The 19195-nt window shown below is 42.1% G+C and carries 9 protein-coding genes; 3 read left to right on the forward strand and 6 right to left on the reverse strand.

All coding sequences use genetic code 11. From position 1 onward, the window contains the following. Positions 1-186: 186 nt before the first annotated feature. The gene (locus JMX95_RS00600; protein ID WP_055124242.1) at positions 187-879 is read left to right on the forward strand and encodes a TetR/AcrR family transcriptional regulator; all 693 of its coding nucleotides are present in this window, start codon (positions 187-189) and stop codon (positions 877-879) included. Positions 880-1020: 141 nt separating this feature from the next. Here JMX95_RS00600 and JMX95_RS00605 read toward each other — a convergent pair whose 3' ends face one another. The 5 genes from JMX95_RS00605 to JMX95_RS00625 all read right to left on the reverse strand — a co-directional run bounded on the left by JMX95_RS00605 (position 1021) and on the right by JMX95_RS00625 (position 12434). Continuing rightward, positions 1021-1794, reverse strand: a complete 774-nt coding sequence (locus JMX95_RS00605; protein WP_087815052.1) for a hypothetical protein — start codon at positions 1792-1794, stop codon at positions 1021-1023. A gap of 166 nt (positions 1795-1960) precedes the next feature. After that, positions 1961-7294 (reverse strand): SdrD B-like domain-containing protein, encoded by a 5334-nt coding sequence (locus JMX95_RS00610; protein ID WP_201559780.1) that lies wholly within the window; start codon positions 7292-7294, stop codon positions 1961-1963. 139 nt (positions 7295-7433) lie between these two features. Next, positions 7434-9560 carry a hypothetical protein gene (locus JMX95_RS00615; RefSeq protein WP_201559781.1) on the reverse strand — a complete coding sequence of 709 codons (2127 nt, stop codon included), beginning with the start codon at positions 9558-9560 and terminating at the stop codon, positions 7434-7436. Between the two features lie 51 nt (positions 9561-9611). Next, positions 9612-10076, reverse strand: coding sequence for a hypothetical protein (locus JMX95_RS00620; RefSeq protein ID WP_060490843.1), 465 nt, complete (start codon positions 10074-10076; stop codon positions 9612-9614). A gap of 273 nt (positions 10077-10349) precedes the next feature. Further along, the gene (locus JMX95_RS00625) at positions 10350-12434 is read right to left on the reverse strand and encodes a hypothetical protein (RefSeq protein WP_087814351.1); all 2085 of its coding nucleotides are present in this window, start codon (positions 12432-12434) and stop codon (positions 10350-10352) included. A gap of 630 nt (positions 12435-13064) precedes the next feature. Here JMX95_RS00625 and aceE point away from each other — a divergent pair. Both aceE and JMX95_RS00635 read left to right on the forward strand, forming a co-directional pair. Then, entirely contained in the window at positions 13065-15878 is a 2814-nt protein-coding gene (aceE, locus tag JMX95_RS00630; protein WP_087814352.1) for a pyruvate dehydrogenase (acetyl-transferring), homodimeric type, read from the forward strand. A gap of 25 nt (positions 15879-15903) precedes the next feature. Next, positions 15904-17640, forward strand: coding sequence for a 2-oxo acid dehydrogenase subunit E2 (locus JMX95_RS00635; protein WP_087814353.1), 1737 nt, complete (start codon positions 15904-15906; stop codon positions 17638-17640). Positions 17641-17868: 228 nt separating this feature from the next. On the opposite strand, the gene JMX95_RS00640 is transcribed toward JMX95_RS00635, so the two are convergent. Then, on the reverse strand, positions 17869-18510 hold the full coding sequence (locus JMX95_RS00640; RefSeq protein WP_201559833.1) for an OmpW/AlkL family protein: 642 nt from the start codon (positions 18508-18510) through the stop codon (positions 17869-17871). Positions 18511-19195: the final 685 nt, after the last annotated feature.

The raw sequence follows: 19195 nt of genomic DNA on the forward strand, positions 1-19195 counted from the left end.
TTTTAACCCATTTATCTCCCTTGCTTGATAGTGTACAAGCGTTTATGATGCCTCTCCATTAGACATAGTAGCGCTAATATCAGTGCTACATTATTAGCTAATAGGATGTAATTCTTCAATTTAGGGCGAATACTATCTATCGAAGATTATATTTATAAAATAGGGTGTAACATTAAGAGACTTATGATGAGCGAAAATAAAGACGAAAAGATTGAAGATGTGTTGGTAGATTCGGAACTGGCAAAAAAACTGGTCCCGAATAAGTTTAAGTTTACCAGCCAACAAGGCCGTGCGCGCCGTCAAAAACTTTTGGCTGGTGCCAAGAAGTTAAGTGAAACCCAACCTATCAATGACATTACTTTGGCAGCTGTATGTGAAGAAGCAGGCATTCCAAGAGCTTCTGCTTATCACTTCTTTCCTAATATCGAAGCGATATTTTTAGCATTGCGTTTTTTGAATGCTATCGAAATATTAGAAATAGTAGAAACAGTCGATATTGGTAATTATGACAGATGGCAGGGCTATTTGACGGCACTTATTGATAATTGTGTGACGATATTCCATAACGACGAAACCAAAGCCAAGCTCATTTATGACACGAACACGCCTGATTTTGAAGGTGATAGTTTTGGTGAAGATATTGATCATCAAATTGTCGATTTGGTTTATAAGCGTTTATCAGAGCGCTACGAGATGCCGAGTTTCCATGATATTCAAGACACGCTATTGATTGCTTATAGCATTATCAATGCGATATTCACATTGTCTTATCGCCGTCATCAAAGCATTACCAATGAATATATCCAAGAAGCAAACACTGCGTTTATCGCTTATTTGCGTTGCTATCTACCAGAAAAGCTACCGCGTAAGAATCGCTAGTTTTTTCGCTATTTAGATGATGCATAGACATTAGGGCATGGTTAACATGCTTTAATATCTGCTAAGTAAATACAAAAAAGCCGACATATAATGTCGGCTTTTTTGTATTTACTGCCTTGATGAGCAGTGGTAGTAATAGACTTAACGGATAGGGGTTAATACTTGCCCACGGCAAATATCAGCACTCGCATCTAATGTCTCATATTGCTTATAATAGCTGACGATCAGCTCTTCCAAAGCGACGTTGGTCTGTGAATCATGGGTATTGACGTAAGCTTCGCGGGCTTGTTCAAGCCAACGATCTGCCATGCGAAAATGGATGCCTGATTCCCGCCAGCCGCGCTCGCATTGGTTCGTAGCGGCCCAAATTAAAGCGACCTCGCTGAAAGCTATCTCTCGTGGTGCTGACTCGATACCACCGCTATCTTTTAGCGCGCTTAAGGTTGCCCATAGATCGGGGCGCATGAGAGCAGAGTTTGAGGGTATGTCTTGAATAAGGTTGAGATCTTGTTCCTTGCCATTTCTTAAGGTAGTCAAAATCGTCTCTGACGCCTGTGCGGCTTGCTGCCCAGCAGGTGAACGACTATTCATGCTGTCTTGATGGATGGCGTAGTTAAGCCAAGCCTGAGCTTTATAGGCAAAGTATTGTTGACGTGCGCTCATATTTTTTTGTTGATATGCTTGTAACTCTTTCAACATACAATTCATAGCACGTTGGCGCGTACTTTGGTATTTTGGGTGGTGAGACTGAGTTTGAACATCATTGGCACAGTGAGTAGCGTCATGGGTTACTGCCACTTCAGGCGTATGATGACTCGCCGATGCAACCGAGGTCATTGTCAGGAAGAAAACGGTTGATAATAAAGCCTTTATAGGCTGTTTATAATGGGCTGCTTTGTTGGCAGGATTAGGCATGATGCAAAACCTCATATTAAGCGGATCAGTATCAATATTGGTATTGGTACTTGCGGTTTTCGGCGCTGATCTCATCGCTTATTAAAATATATCTGTCATATAATATGATGAACAGCGCGATGACGCCCGCATTGTCGTCAGATGATAACACGACAATGGGGATAAATTACAATGTAGAGTGAGTCGTCAAACGTTGGTTCTTACGTGGATCATCACGTTTGAATAGGTCTTCGTCAAACTTGAAACGTAATCTAAAGTAAGCGCCTTCCATAGTGCTATCGTCATAAGCGATGTCTTCATCCTCAAAGCCCATGAAGTTATAACCTAGTGACAACCAAAGATTGGTCATCGGGCTATAGCCTACTTCCGCACCCAGCATATAAGACATATCATCTGCTTGTTTGTTCCAATAAGTGCCTGCTTGCAAGCCCACATCCCAGCGCTCACTGATGTCATATAGACCACGAGCATAAAGCGCATGGGCTGTATTGTCGCTACTGATATTATCAGCATCAAACTGAGTATATTTACCCGCGTAACGACCTGACAACGTCAACGGACGCGTTGGATGATAGTTACCACTCAATGACCAGATAACGGCATCTTTTTGATAGGCGTCATCGCCAGTACTGTTATCATCTAAGCGATACTCAAGCTTGGCTAACATGTCTAACTGATTGCTATCATAATCACGATAGGCAGCTCCTAGCTGGAAGCGATTAATCGTGCGATTGCCATCGTCATAATCGACGCGCGAGTAGATGTCTTTGGCCAACAGAGTCACATCGTCGGTATAGCGATAAGCAATACCAGCGCTACCTAGCAATGTGTCACTGGTCTCACCCCAACGCTTCTCAAAACGCGCCGAGGCTTTATAATCTTCTTTCGCAAGATACTCTACACCAATGCCAGCTGCCGTTGCGGTGTTCTCGGTATCGCCCTCTAATGATTCAACACGCTCAAATAAGGTGTTTAAAGTCAGACCTTCTTGAACATACCACTTGTTTTTTAGACCAATGGCCGCTTCCGCTTCGCGAGCACTAATGGCGTCACTCATGCGATATTCGCTATAGACTTTGCCATCTTTCATATAAGCGACATCAAAACCAAATACGGTACGCTGACGTTCTTCAGTATCATCAAGACCATAGCTACCAGATAGACTGTTGATCAAGTCATGACGGGCGTATAGGCGGCCTAAACCACCTAGCGGCGTCTCGCCTCCGATGGAGGTGGCATTACGATTACTGTTATCAATATCTTGCTCGTATTCTGCAAATACTAAAGAGTCATTGAGCTTGGGCAACCGTGCCGTGATACGAGCGCGGGCGGTAGTACCTTCAATATCTTTTTCAGAATCACTGACATTATTTAGCGCCGATTGATTGATAATATCGTCATTAAAGAGAGTGTTGTCAGTCACATCTACGACGTCTGTTACCGCTTGGATATTGCGTGAAGCTGCCGTTGCATCTTGCTTATAATAACGTAAGCCAATCTCGCCAACGATGTTGGTGCTCAAACGCTGTTCAATACTGGCTAAGACACCTTGGCGGCTAGCATCAGTGGTATGATCTTTAGTGCGCACGCCTTCTAGTTTTAGCGCGGTCTTTTTGTCATTAATTAAATGAGTGACTTCGACGCCCGATTCAGCGCGCCCAGCAGTCTGCGGCGAGGCACCAGTCACGAAACCTTCGTCAGTATCGTTATAATAAGCTTTGGCACGAGTGTTTTTCTTGTTATCAAAGTCAAGCTCGATACGCAAGGCATTACCTTCTGCGTCCTGACCGTCTAATTCTGTCGCATTGATTTGATTGCTTGGCTGAAAATTTGGATTCTCAGCTTTATTCATCGCGTATTCAGCGACCAGTTTTAGCTTATCGTTAAACTTGATAACGCTGTTGACGCTAGCCAGCTCTTCTTTGTTAAGAGGGTCATCACTGTTGACATAGCTACCACCGATGGCGACTTTATCAGTCAACTGCTGCTTGGCAGCAATGCCACCGACCAAGTATTTTTCGCCGCCTTCATCGACTTCTACAGTGACTCGTAGATAAATAGGGTTGCCATCGATGTCTTGGCTAGCGATAGGGGCTTTTAAAAATAAGCTACGGCTGATAGGGTCAATTTCATAATCGGCAAAGCGGGTAAGGGTCTCACGGCTAATGATCAAGCCTGGATTGTTAGCGTCACGAGTGATCACTTCGACAGTTTCTGAGTTTTCTAATACGGCATCAAAGTTTTCAGCCAATGGATAAGGGCCTGAGATACCAAGACCACGAGTCTCATTGACGCGCTGGCTAGTACTCGTCTCCGCGACAAAGGCAGTAATGCGAGTATTGCTATCTTCATACTGGGCTTTTAGGCCAGTCAACGTACGGTTATATTGACCTAATTTAATACCTTCATCGTTATCGATTTGAGTTTTTAAGTCGCCATACATAGCAAATGAGCGACCCTTGTCCAAGCGCACATAGAGTTTGCTGGTAGATTGCGCATCAAAGCCCTTGGCTGATGAATCACCATAGACAGGATAGTATTCACCAGGCTCGATATCACGGAACAGACGCTCGCCTTTTTTGTCGCTGTCATAAGCCAAAGTGAGCAAATAATCGCCACGTACTTTGCCTTTAAGGAACATCGCGGCGCGACCAGAAGCGGTATAGTCATCGTTACCAGCGAAATCATTGAGCTCTTGCTCAAAAGCGCCTTGGGCGTCAGTAATGCTGCTGCCATCAAAGTCTTTAAGTGAGATCGCGCCTTCGACGATGCCGACGGCAATGAGAGGACGTAATTGCGCGGTAAATTGTAACGGGATAATCTGTTTACTGCTACCAGTGTCGATGACCAACTCACCTTTACCCGGTACACTTGGTGCAGTCACGGGTATGAGTAGCTCACCACCTGAGACAATAACTTGCGTACCAGCTTGATCTTTACTGCTGTCATTAAGATTGATACGGCCGATATTGGTATCGATAGTGATAGGTGTTGAGGCGATATAAGGACGGCCATCACGGTCTTTTAGGCTAATAACGACTTGATAATCGCTAACGCCATCTGCCGGTACTAGCTGCGCTTGAGTGCGATAGTCAATGGCTTGTAAATTGTCTGGCGTTGATACTTTAATGGTTTGCTCAGAGATAATTTTGCCATTCACGTCAGTAGCGACACCGCGAAGGGTATTGTTGCCGCGTTTTAAGTCGACGGCATAGTAATCAAAGGCAGTCACATTCTGTTTTTCTTGCTCAGCTGTTTTGCCGATTTGTTGTTCTGATACTGCTTTTCCATTGGCATATAGTGTAAATATTGAACCCAGTGGCGCTTGCACCTGTACCATTTGTTTATAAGTGCTGAGCTGTTGACCTTCGTTTAAATTGATAAAAGCCACGTCATTGTTAGCCACTTCTTTGAGATATTCTTCCAACTCTTTTTCTACTGGCGGTGCTACCGTAGTTACGGTCATATCAACACGATTGGCGGCTGGATTGATCATCTCATTGACGATAGCAGAGTCACAGTTGCTGCCCAGATCTAAGTCGCCATTGATGTTGCAGCCACTGGCGTCTACATTATCATCGTAGTCACGATTGTAGTCAGGGTCTAGGGTTAGCTCGGTTTTTACTGCTTGCTCAAGGCTATCATTCTTAGCGCTCACTGATTTGCTACGAGCGACAAGCTCTGTATTCAAACGCTCAGTGCTATCGCCCATACCGACCACGATACCGAAATCGGCACGATGTAATTCGCCATATTTTAAGTCAACGAAACGGCTGCCAGCATCACCAGCATTGCGATTACTTTGGGTGACCATCTCGGTTGAGTGAGGGATGGTGGTGCGGTCAACTTTTAAGACGTGAGTTTTGGCACTGACACCATAGAAGTTATACTTACCTTCAGGATCAGTCACGACAAAGTTACCGTTTTCCATGTAGATACGCACGCCTGCAACGCCAAGTTCGCCATCTTCTTTTTGTTGAATGCCGTCACGGTTGATATCGTGGTAGACCTTACCGATGATGATGCCATCAGTATTCATGACGCCGCGCTCTACTTCAATCTTCCACTGTGCTTCTCTTGAAACTAAGCTTTTACCTTGTTCATTGCTAGCAACGGCAGTCGCGCGGTTGATGCCATCACCGCCTAATGATGAGGCACCGATTAAGACACGATACGTGATTTTTTTACTTTCGCCATTTGCCATATTACCTAAATTTAGCACCTGATATTTACCATCAGCTTTAAACTCAGTGGTTTGCGCTTGGTCGATATTGATATCAGTAGTTTGGTTGACACGTACACTACCATCTACATAAGCAAAACCACGTGGTAGGGCGTCTTTTAGTTGCACATCGTAAGCGGTAGAGTTGCCACTATTGGTGATATTAATGGTGTAGCTAACATAATCACCAAATTCAGCGCTTTTAACGTCGCTTTCTTTGGTGACGACTAAGCTTGGGCTATCATCGACGATATTGATTTGTGTATCTAAGTCATCGATACGTACGGTGAAGTCACCTTCGCTTGGTAGCTGCTCAGCGCCAGTGCCGACAGAAGGCGCGATACAGGCATCTAGACTTGCAGTCAACGTATCATTTGCTAGAGTCTGAATAAATTTGTCATTGATAGCGTTGGCATTGTTTTGTGTTGGTGCTGATAGCTGATATTTACCAGTACTATTGCCCGTCTCAATCGCTTTCAATGCGTATTTGTCACCCGTCAACAAAGAGGTAATCGTGACCCATACTTGATCTGGCTTATCTAGTTGAACGTTACACTGCGCATAGCTGGCATCGATATAGACGTTTTCATCGATTTGCGAGGTGGTTTTGTTTTCGTCAAATTTAGGCGTTGTAAATTTGATTTCAGGCTCAACGATGATCAGTCTATCAGTTGCGTTGACACTCGATACGGATGGGTCTTCTAGAACGACAGCGCCAATTTTAATATCTGCAGTATCGCCACTTTTGCCGTTAGCATCTGATAAAGCTTGCACGATAAACTGGATACTTTCACTGTGTCCAAGTTTGATTTGTGCGCTTAAATTATCGAAAATAACTTCAGTATCACCACTATCAACGACGCCGTTTTTATTTAGATCTTGATAGACTTTTAAGTTTGAGAGCGTTGGAGATACAGCTAATGTTAGCTCCACAGTCTGGTTGCTATAGCTGGTATTGCTTAGGACGTTTACCCAGTTAACCAAGGCGTTAGGCATAACGGTGAGTAACGGCTGTTGAGTGAGTTCAATACCGTATTCAGGAAGGTCTGAGGCTTTGACTTGTACTTGGTTTGAGGTGCTAGATATTGTGACGTCAGTCTGGTTATTGACGTTATAGCTAGCATTTGCAATATTGTTGATAATTTGCAGCTTAGGGTTTGCTGCATCAGCTGCAATCGCGATATTTGATTGCATAAGCAACATTGCCAATGACAGCGCAGAGATCTTCGCTGAACACAATGCAGTACGATTAGACGGTGTCATGGTAGATAGAGTCATATGTCGCTTATCCAATAAAATATCAGTGAGGGTAAGGGTAGAGATTCTCTAGCTTGGCTAATATAAAAGAATTAGGTCAAGCTAGAGGGGTCCTACAAGCATCGTTTGATGCTTGTAGAATTTGGAATTTCTTATAAAATTAATTAGGTGTTACTGTCGCAGCATTAGGTTTGATACGAATTGAAAACTGTAAAGTTGCTGTACCTTTAGGGGTTAGCGGATTAACAGTAGTTGTAACAAAGCCACCTGAGGTTGTAGCTGTTGTTGTTATAGTGCCACCAGTAGTAGTGGTTATAGCATCATCTTTATAAATAGCATTACCTGTGAACTTAGCTAGTTCATCTGAAATAATTAGATCTGTAATACTAAAGCCTAAGCCTGTCGGTGTTGCTGAAGAAGATGAATTATTTTCCGCTACGATTTGATAGATGACACATTGCCCAGGAATTGCTGATATTTTGGTATTTACTAATGTTTCACCACTATCTACTGTGCCGTTACAGTTTGTGTCTATGACTTGTTTTTTACTCAACAGTAGTCCTCTTACATAAGTATTGTCAGTTACTACTCGAGCACCTTCTGTTGGCACACTATTATCATTACCTGGTGCAAGTGGTACTAACGTTACGATAGTAGTTTCATTTGGCGTATTGTTAGTAGTATTGATAATGGCATTTGAAGAGACAACGTTATATTTTATCGTGGCTGTTCCATTAGCAGGTATACCAGAAGGGAAAGCGCTGAAAATATCATATGTATTGCCGCCTACTGTGGTAGGAGAAATGTCTCTTGTGACAGTACCTATCGTTACGGTTACATCTCTGACTTGAGTATTTGCACGTTTACCAATGTTTACGTCTGTATCAGTAGTATCTCCAGTGATAGTGAACGTTAGCTCACCTGATACATCGCCTTCAACCTGATCGCCAGAGTTAGTAATAACTGACTCGTAGTTGGCTCGAGTTGTTCCATTTGTGGTTACTGGAATTTCTTTGGTAGCTGATCCCTCAATCTTTAATCCACGCTTAGTGGTTATTAAAGATTGTGCATAGTCACTACCAACAGTAGTTGGCACAGCACCATTTAAAGTCTCTGAATCACTACCACTAGGATAGTATGTGCCAGTAGTCTGAGCAGGATCGTCTTGAGTGCCAGCAGGGCTAGCATTAGTACTATCTATCACTTTACTAGTGTTAGTCGTATTTGCAGTATCATCTAAGAGGTCTTCAACTCGGACATGGTTGACTGTAGAGGCGGCTAATACTGTCGTTGCATCAATCCTTTGGACTTTGAAAACGATAGTGATGGTGCTGCCAACTTTCAAATTAGCACCGTCAATTGTAAAACCATTAGGAACTGAGCTTGAAGTACTAGTTGTAGTTGTAGTACCAACAGAATCACCACTTGTGGAGTTAGTGACAGTAATTGGTTGTAAGGTACTACCGTTTGCTGTTGCTAGTTTCAATCCAGCGGGTAAAATATCTACGATTTTGATATTTTTAGCATCAGCTGCATAAGTTGCGCTACCGTCATTTTTTACAGTAATAGTATATTCTGCTGTATCGTTAATATTGTTAAGATCTAAAGAGTTAGTTACTCTCTTTACGATACTGAATACTGGTAGTCTAGTAATTGAATCATCGTTGTTAGTGATTTTCTCGTTACCGGTAACTTTGTCTTTAGATAAGTAGTCACTAGTAGCAGACAGGGTTAAATCTGTAGTAGAACCACCCTTATTACCTGAAGTTTTTTCACTGATCACAATTGAAGATACATCACCAGCTTTAAGGATAATAATGGCATTGGCAAAATCAGCACCTGACTGATTAGTTACTGTGACTAAGTCGCCAGCAGTATTACGCGTTTGGTAAGTAACTGTTATATTGGCAAGCTGTGTAGCATCTACACTACCTAAGTCCATATCATAACTATCAGTAAAGTTACCACCATTGGTCAAAGTATGATTATAGGTAATAGTACCGTTAGGAATAACAGCTATGCCTTTATTAGTATTAACGTCATTATCGCCATCAATATTAGTAGCCACTAATGAGAATTTAACTGTTTCAGTAATACTAATTACTACTGGGTTTGAATCAACTTTCTTCTGCTCTTGACCTCCAACAGAGTAGGTTGCTGAGGCAACGTTAGTAATAGAAGCAGAGCCTGCAGTAGATTGTTCACCTGCGATAGCACCAGTAGATAAACCCATTACCGCAGCGACGCCAACGGCCAATAGAGAATGGTTAAAGTTTTTTGATTTCATAGAGATATCCTAAAATTAGAAAAGCAAGATTTTGTGAGTTGAAGGAGAGGTCTAGTTGACAATCGTGTTAAGTGCCACGGCGGCAGACTTTTGTGCTGGTAATAACTTGATATTCCAGCGCAGGGTACGGTACTCAGAAAACGGAATTTTGACCATTTTGCCATCGACTTTACGCATCAGTGGCATATCGGCATAGTTCTTGCCATCGATACTGGCTTGAGCACTGGTAGGGTTAGCTTCACCAGTGAAAGCCATATTGGCAGGGATAGGCAATACGACCGCCAGATCTTGGATATCTTTGTTAATAATATTGCTGTATGTTGCCTTATACTGAATGACTGTACCCGCTGGAGCATTACGAACTGGTAGATAAGAGATCTTACCTTCGGCGTTTTTAGTGACTTGATTGGCTGTTAAATCCATTTTTAAGGCATCATTGGCGTGAGCAGCACTTAGTGCTATTACCGACGCTAAGCTTGCTAATATGGCACTGCGTAAAAAATTAAAACCTTTCATATCGTATTCCTTGCTTAAACCATTATTATCAAGTCAATCTTGACTTCGTCCCATGCAATGTAAAAACTGCAATCAACTATGAATAAGAGATGCTGATAAAGTTAGAATTGTTCCTTAATATGATTGTCACGCAAACAATACAAATATTCACCACAAAAACGACAAATGGTATTTTGGAGTACACAAACGGTAAAAGCCCTATCTATAGAGATAGGGCTTTTGTCAGTAAAAAATATTCTTTAGAGTTGATAATATAGCAAGGGGGAATAGTTACTAAGGATTCACAGTAGTGCCGTATTCGGTGTTGAAGCGAATAGCTCGACGGCGATCGGAGCTAGTAATTCCTAGCGGGAAGCCATTAGTTAGCACTTGACCATTATTACCAATCGATACTGAACTATTAGAAAAAGAAGGTACACCGCTGTTTTCTCCAATAGGTGTAGGCGTGGCTAAAGTAGACGTTACAAGAGCACCATTTTCTCCTTTTTTCTGTAAGGTGTCTCTAATAATGATATCTGTCAAAGGCACATTACCACGGTTAACCGCTTCAATCCTATAAGCGATACACTGGCCTGGTATGATGTTAGATATTGGGTTTGTACTATAAACAGTACTGGCGCTACCCGTATAATTAACACTAATGGTCGTCAGGTCAGTCAAGCTGCAATCATGGACATATTGACTCTTGAACAGTACTAGAGCTGCATTATCTTGAATAACATCACCGAAGTTGTTATCAGGATAATTAAATGTATTATTTGTAATGTTTATTTGTCGCACATTGCTCGTAGTGTCCACAGAGTATGTGTAATTATTAGGTTCATTCTGAGTAGCACAGAGCCTCGTATTGCTTCCAAGCTGTGCAGGTGTCAGAGTGAAACTATAGGTTCCATCAGGATTGATATTGACAGTTTGAGGTGTAAATGTACTCGTATCACCCGTACATTTATTTAAGGTGATAGTATGACCTGAAGTGAATGGAATTCCCAATTCATTTGACGAATCGTATCTACCATTAAAATAAAAAATGTTATTTAAATATTTATCAGATACATCATCTTTAGTTGGGTTTATGATTTTACCATTGTCGTTGAAAACAATGCCTGAGAACACGTAATTAGGTCTGCCGTTTGTGATTATGCAAGTCCAGTTATCTCCGTAAGTCATCTTTATATTCTTTGGGTCTAAAATGGTTATGACTTCATTATTACCTGAATTTTTACATACATATGAAGCAGCATAGTCTGCTAAGTTAGTCGTTCCAGCTAACGCTTCTGTTAATGTGTAAGTTTTAGTAGGGTTAACTTTAAAAGTCCCTGTAGTGCCCGTACCAGTAGTGACAGTATTACCTGAACCCCTTGTTGTAGTTGAAGCGATGCCATTAGTGACGACTGAGCTATCGGCATTATCTTTGATTTGCACAGTGAATTGATCAGTATTCGTTTTACGATAAGTCGAAAGCACTTTTGAATATGTTAAGCGCGGCTGTGGCTGATAGCAATAACTATCAAATCTAATATCAACTAGTTGATCGCCAGGATCATCAAAAAAGACATCATCCTTATCATCATCGCTCTGATCATAATAATTCAAGTCTGTATTGTTGCCGTATGTTACATCTACTCTGACAATAGGCTGACTAAACAACACTGACACTTTACAATTGTTATCTAGACCACCACAACTAATGCTACTAGTAGTGTTGGTTTGGCGATAAGGTGCTGAGCTAGATATTCCTGTGCCTTTAGACTGTATAGTTGGCTCGACTACTTGATTTGAGCTAGTAACACCTTCAATAATTACTTGATCAAAAAATTCAAAGTAATCTTTACGTGTAGGGCTTGATGTAAACCCTACATAGTTTGTATCTATATCAAATATACTTAAGCTCACATTACTAAGCGCTTGGGGCTGTTTATCAAACTTATTCTTAAAGGTATATGAGACAGTTCTTGTTGTTGTTTTATTAGCAAAATCTTGATAAAACCTAAAAACTTGAGCCGCTGTACTAGTGGTAGTAGCTGCAATGAATGTTGATTGATATGTATTTACTCCTCCAGCATCTAAGATCCCAGCGGTAGTTAGAACATTAGAAGCGATCAGGTAACTCTCATTGCCTATACCAACTATATCTTGATCTATTTTAGGATTTGGGGATGAGGCAACTGGAGCTAAGCTATTATAATCCTTGCTATCAAAATTATCAGAAATATAACCAACAGGACACTCAACTGCAGCTAAGGCTGAACTATTTATTAAAAGCATAATAATCGCGGCTATCAATGTCAGCACCCGATATATATGTTCACTGAATAGTTGTGAAATTATTGAATTTAGAACGTATGGCATTTTATGCATATGATTATTCCTATAAGAAGCTAAAACTTGCTATAAGCGTTTAACTAGTTCTCAATTATTTCACTAACTAAACTAATGTATATATTACGTAACTTAACATATTAAGCAATAATTTCGTAAAAGTCCTACGAAATGGATGAATGGCAGATATTTCATGACCAGCTACAGTATCTGGTTATAGATGTTAGCTTGTTAGCAAACAATCCTTATATTTCTTTGAAACATTTCTAAAAAAACTAATGATTATTTATTTCAAAAATACTTGTCATATCACCATTTCTTTACAGCTATAAACAACTGCAGCATAAAAGCCTATAATAAAGAGTTATTATCATTTGATAATTGACTATAAAAGTTGGGTTAGCATTTTATTATCTAACCACTTTTAAATACTCAGTTCATATGCGATGGATAGTAGCGCTGTTTTTATTTTGGCTATGTGAGGCTGCTCCAGGTTATGAGTCGGTCAAATACTGCTGCATAACCGCACCCTACTATAAATCTCGCTTCTTAAAATTAACAAGGAAGTCATTGAGAAAATTATTCCCGCACGACAATATTGAAGTAACACTTTGATTTAATAATATCCTGTCTTCGGGCAGGACTGACTGATAAAAAAGGACAATAGTGATGAATTATTATAAGGATGCTGATAGCACCGAAACCCAAGAGTGGCTGGAAGCGTTTGAATCTGTTATCAAACATGCAGACAAAGATCGTGCTCAGTTTCTGCTAAAAGCTTTATACAATATGGCAGTTCAAGAAGACCTGCCGTTCAATCGTCTCGATACCGCTTATATCAATACCATCGCCGTTGAAGATGAACCGATGTACCCTGGCGACCTAACCATTGAGCGCAAAATCCGTGCTTTGATTCGCTATAACGCATTGGCCATGGTCATGCGCGCGAACAAAAATGACGACGATTTGGGTGGTCACTTAGCAACATTCGCTTCTAGTGCCACGCTATATGAGACAGGTTTTAACCATTTTTTCCGTGCTGCTAGCGATCATTTCGGTGGTGACATGATTTATTATCAAGGTCACTCAGCACCCGGTATTTATGCGCGTTCTTATTTAGAAGGTCGATTGACCGAAGATCAGCTTGATAATTTCCGTCGTGAAGTCGGCGGCAAAGGCTTATCAAGCTATCCGCATCCATACCTTATGCCTGATTATTGGCAGTTCCCAACCGTATCGATGGGACTTGGTCCGATCATGTCGATTTATCATGCGCATGTACATCGCTATATGGAAAACCGCGGTTTGCTAGAGAAAGAAGGTCGTAAGATTTGGACATTCTTGGGTGATGGTGAAACGGATGAGCCAGAAAGCTTAGGGGCTATTTCTCTCGCTGGCCGTGAAAAGCTAGATAACCTTATATGGGTCGTCAACTGTAATTTACAGCGTCTTGATGGTCCAGTCCGTGGTAACGGTAAAATTATCCAAGAGCTAGAGTCTGTATTCCGCGGCGCTGGCTGGCGTGTGATTAAAGTTATCTGGGGTGGTAAATGGGACAGCTTACTTGCCAATGATAAAACTGGCGTGCTCAAACATCGTATGGAAGAAGTGGTCGATGGTGAGTATCAGCTATACGAAGCCCGTACAGCTGAGTTCACTCGCAAAGAGTTTTTTGGTAAATATCCTGAGTTAGAAGAGATGGCTGATGCGCTATCTGATGAGGATATTTCGCGCTTGAATCGTGGTGGTCATGATCCAATGAAAGTGTATGCTGCATTCAGTGAAGCGATGAAAACTAAAGGTCAGCCAACCGTTATTTTAGTTAAAACCGTTAAAGGCTATGGTTTATCAGCTCAAACACAAGCGGTCAATAAATCACATCAGATTAAGAAACTCGATCAAGAAGCGTTGATGTATTTCCGTGATCGCTTTGATTTACCATTTACTGACGAGCAGCTAGAGACGCTACCATTCTATCGCCCTGAAGAAGGTTCAGCGGAGATGAAGTACCTTAAAGGTCGCCGCGAAGCGCTAGGTGGTCATTTACCAAATCGCCGCAGTGGGCATATCCCATTGAATATTCCTGAACTGTCAATATTTGATCGGGTATTAAAAGGCAGCAATGGTAAAGAGCAATCAACGACGATGGTATTTGTGCGCTTATTGTCAGCCATGCTAAAAAACAAAGACATCCAAGATCGCGTCGTGCCGATTGTACCTGATGAAGCACGCACTTTTGGTTTAGAAGGTATGTTCCGTCAATTGGGCATCTACTCAGCTGTTGGTCAAAAATATACGCCAGAAGACAGTGAAGCTTTAATGGGCTATAAAGAAGCCATCGACGGTCACATGCTAGAAGAAGGTATCAACGAAGCAGGCGCAATGAGTACGTGGATTGCGCTTGCAACCAGTTACTCTGTGAACGCGCTACCAATGATTCCGATGTATATCTATTACTCGATGTTTGGTTTCCAACGTGTGGGTGATTTGGCTTGGGCGGCAGGTGATTGTCAAGCACAAGGTTTCTTACTGGGTGCAACAGCTGGTCGTACCACCTTGAACGGCGAAGGCTTGCAGCATCAAGATGGTCATTCACAAATCTTATTTAACGTCGTGCCTAACTGTGTGACTTATGATCCTTGCTTCGGTTACGAGCTAGCAGTCGTCATGCATGATGGCCTACGCCGTATGTATGGTGAAGGCGAACGCGTTTATTATTACTTAACGCTAATGAACGAAAACTACGAGCAACCTGCGATGCCAGAAGGCGCGGAAGAAGGAATCAAGCGTGGTATGTATTTGCTCGAAGACAATGGTTCAACTCAAGTGCAGCTGTTAGGATCTGGCGTTATTTTACGTGAAGTACAAAAAGCGGCGCAGATTCTAAAAGATGAGTTCAATATCACCTCCAACGTTTGGAGTGTGACCAGCTTTAACGAGTTGACTCGTGACGGCATGGTTTGTGATGACTACAATCGCTTGCATCCAATGGATGAAGAGCGGGTGCCATGGGTCACTGAGCAGTTAGCGCCGCACGAAGGTATCGTAGTCGCCGCGACGGATTATATGCGCAATTATTCGGAGCAAATCCGTGCTTGGTTGCCAGATAATCGTCCTTATACTACGCTAGGCACAGATGGCTACGGTCGTTCTGATACTCGTGAAAATTTGCGTAGTTTCTTCAACGTTGATGCCGCACATATCGTGGTTGCGACGCTCAAACGCCTGGCGGATGAGGGTGAAGTCGAGATGCGTTTGGTGAAAGATGCCATCTCAAGTTTAGGCATCGATGTGGATCAGCCACCAGCATGGCAACAACAGCCTTATTATGATCATTCTCCCGATGCACCAGCACCTGGTAATGTCAATCCAAATCCTGTCCCTGAATTTGTCGCTGAAGATGATGATGAAATCAGCAACGAGGGTCGGGCTGAAGACCAAGCGGATGCGACTTTACTTAATAACGGTGATGTCAAAGAATAATAATCATAAGACTAGGAGATAAATCATGGATATTAAAGCCCCCGATTTGGGTGTTGATAGCGCCGAAGTCAGCGAAATTATGGTAGAAGTGGGTGATGTCATCGCAAAAGATGACAACATCATTCTATTAGAATCTGACAAAGCCTCAGTTGAAGTGCCAAGCTCTGCTGCTGGCAAAGTCACCAAAATCAGCGTTGCTGTTGGTGATCAGGTCAGTGAAGGTATGGTAATGATTGAGCTTGAAAGCGTAGAAGACAGTGCAGAAAGCAATGTAGACACTAAAGAAAATAGCGCTGCTGACGAGAAGCAAAAGGCAGATGAAACGGCTGCTAAACCAGAAATAAAACCTGAGCCTGCGGCAACTGAATCAGCCTCGTCTGACTCTAATGAAAAGCCTGCGTCTAACGCTGGTAAATCGACCACTCATGCATTGCCAGATTTAGGTGTCGATGAAGCCCAAGTTTCTGAAATCATGGTCAGTGTTGGTGACATCGTGACTGCGGATCAATCAATTCTATTGATTGAATCTGATAAAGCATCGGTAGAAGTACCCGCACCAGTCGCTGGTAAGATTGAAAAAATACTGGTTGAAACAGGTGACATGGTCGCTAATGGTCAAGACTTTATCGTTATCATGAGTAGTGGTGCAGATGCTGCTGATACAAGTGAGTCTACATCAGATAGCGCTGAGCCAAAGCCTTCAGCACCAGCCAAATCAGAAGAGAAAGCTGCTGCTAAAACAACGGGTGAGCCAAAACAGGCAGAAAAATCTACAACGCCTAATGCGGTCGCTAGTAAGCAAGCTGATAAGCTGACTGAAGCACAGGTTAATGAAAAGTTGGTTGACGTGTATGCAGGTCCAGCCGTGCGCAAGCTGGCACGTCAGTTGGGTGTCGATATCACCCAAGTGAATGGTTCGGCGCTAAATGATCGCATTCTAAAAGAAGACTTGTTTGCGCATGTTAAAGAAAGCTTAAGCACTCAAAAAGCGGCACCTGCCAGTGGCAGTGTAGCCAGCGCTAGCCTGCCAAGCTTACCTGACATGAGCAACGTTGAGATTTGGGGTGAAACAACAACCCAAGACCTTAGCCGTCTACAAAAAGTCTCGATACCGCAGCTCAACTATAATACCTTGTTGCCACAAGTGACCCAGTTTGACTTGTCTGATATCACTGAGACAGAAAAACTGCGTGGCGAGCTAAAAGGTAGTATGAAAGCTGAAGGTATAGGCTTCACGATTTTAGCGTTCGTGGTCAAAGCGACGGCCTATGCTTTAACGCAGCATCCACGCTTTAACAGTCATTTAAGCGACGACAATACGCAAGTTATCTTGCGTAAAAGCGTCAATATGGGCATCGCGGTGGCAACGGATGATGGTCTCATCGTACCTGTTATCAAAAATGTGCAGGATAAAGGCTTGAAGCAAATCGCCATTGAAATTGGTGAGCTTGCGGTAAAAGCGCGTGACAAAAAACTCACTACTAAAGATTTGCAAGGCGCAAGCTTTACCATATCAAGCCAAGGCAACTTGGGTGGCACTGCCTTTACGCCATTAGTAAATTGGCCTCAAGTGGGTATTTTAGGTGTGTCTGAGGCAAGCATGCAGCCACGTTGGGATTCTAAAAAGCAAAGCTTTGAGCCGCGTCTGATGCTGCCATTGTCACTGTCTTACGATCACCGTGTGATTAATGGCGCAGATGCTGCCGTATTTACCCGCTATATCGCAACATTGCTGGCTGATCCGCGCCGTATTTTGCTATAAGAATCGTTTGTACTAAAAGGCTCTGAAAAAAGAAGACTGTCTTAGGATGGTCTTTTTTTATGATTAAAATTTGATACTAATAGTCACCAGATTTTTAGCAGTTAATGACTTTAGCACAATCGTTTTTATCTATAATTTTTTTATCTATAGTCATTGCCGCTTAAACTTTAAGCACAAAAAAGCCGGCGATTAAGCCAGCTTTTTTTATTCACATTGCTTTATGTTATATTAGAAAGTCTTAACAAAAGCAACGCCATATACCCAAGGGCTGATGTCAACTTCACCAAGTTCAATGGTCTCACCATTAGCTTTTACGCTGGCGTCTGTTTTGATGTCCATATAGCGAGCATCAATACGGAAGTATTCAGTTGGGGCAAAAGGTATGTCAAGACCGATGTGACCAGCAACGCCGACGCTATCATCAAGTTCTAATTTTTCGAAAGCATCGCTATAGATTTTTTCTTTAAAGAAAGTCGTATAGTTCACACCAACACCAACAAATGGCTTCACATTCATAGGCATGTTGTAGCCATCGAAGTGATACTGTACCGATAGAGTCGGTGGTAAATGCTGAGTTTTAGCATCGATAGTAGCATCGCCAGCAGTTAAGGTAATGTCATGATGGAATGGTGTAGCCGCTAGTAATTCAATACCAATGTTATTGGCAACGAAATATTCGCCGCTAATGGTTGGTTGAACATCACTGTCTACGTCGACACCAATAGTGCCATCTTCCAGAGTACCGTTATCGCTCTTTGGGTCAACCATGTGAGCGCCAGCAGCGACAGACCAAGTACCAGCTGGTACAGCAAATGCTGTGGTCATAGTAAGTGCAGCAGCAGTGGCTAAAACTAGGGATTGTAGTTTCATCATTTGATTCCTTAACGTGATAGAAGATTATCGGTGGCTATCTAACGAGGGATGACATTAGGTACCGATACACAATGTTATGATTATTGACTAACCTGTAACATTACAACGCCATTATAATACAAAACCATATTTACTGTAAGGTTTTAAATGCATGTTAATGGCTTTTATGGCATAAATTTACCGTAAAAGGTATATTTGTCGAGGTAATTAAAAATTACTTGGGACAGTTAGTGTTTGTGAGGCAGGACTTAGATTCTATCATACCGATGTTATACAGAGGCACGGCGCTAGAATTTGGTCGATAGTCAATGATGCTAAACTCTCGCTGATACTTTTAGCGTATTAAAATGTCAAAAACTTAGAGCCGGTAATGATAGTCTCATTACTTTTCGAATGAATAATGAGAGTGGGAAAAGAGGGGTAATATATTATGCTTGGCTATTGTAGTAATTCTCCTCTACGCTGCACAAACGCACGTTCTGTGACGATATTGGATCGCATGGACTCTTGCTGTCCTGAATGCAACTTATTTTTGCTGCCTGCTCAAGATATCAGTCAGCAATTACGCGCTGACGAACGATTTTTACGCTTCGCTATCATCGCCATTGTGCTGATGCTAATTTTGTTTGCCTACATGTATTATTTAAATTTAGTATAATCACCGATCATGATTCATACTAAA

The organism is Psychrobacter sp. NC44 (assembly GCF_904846655.1).
Classification (GTDB): domain Bacteria; phylum Pseudomonadota; class Gammaproteobacteria; order Pseudomonadales; family Moraxellaceae; genus Psychrobacter.

What these genes read in the sequence shown, in the direction of transcription:
- JMX95_RS00600 (WP_055124242.1), top strand. Translation starts at nt 187, where the DNA reads ATGAGCGAAAATAAAGACGAAAAGATTGAAGATGTGTTGGTAGATTCG.
- JMX95_RS00605 (WP_087815052.1), bottom strand. Translation starts at nt 1,794, where the DNA reads ATGCCTAATCCTGCCAACAAAGCAGCCCATTATAAACAGCCTATAAAG.
- JMX95_RS00610 (WP_201559780.1), bottom strand. Translation starts at nt 7,294, where the DNA reads ATGACTCTATCTACCATGACACCGTCTAATCGTACTGCATTGTGTTCA.
- JMX95_RS00615 (WP_201559781.1), bottom strand. Translation starts at nt 9,560, where the DNA reads ATGAAATCAAAAAACTTTAACCATTCTCTATTGGCCGTTGGCGTCGCT.
- JMX95_RS00620 (WP_060490843.1), bottom strand. Translation starts at nt 10,076, where the DNA reads ATGAAAGGTTTTAATTTTTTACGCAGTGCCATATTAGCAAGCTTAGCG.
- JMX95_RS00625 (WP_087814351.1), bottom strand. Translation starts at nt 12,434, where the DNA reads ATGCATAAAATGCCATACGTTCTAAATTCAATAATTTCACAACTATTC.
- aceE (WP_087814352.1), top strand. Translation starts at nt 13,065, where the DNA reads ATGAATTATTATAAGGATGCTGATAGCACCGAAACCCAAGAGTGGCTG.
- JMX95_RS00635 (WP_087814353.1), top strand. Translation starts at nt 15,904, where the DNA reads ATGGATATTAAAGCCCCCGATTTGGGTGTTGATAGCGCCGAAGTCAGC.
- JMX95_RS00640 (WP_201559833.1), bottom strand. Translation starts at nt 18,510, where the DNA reads ATGAAACTACAATCCCTAGTTTTAGCCACTGCTGCTGCACTTACTATG.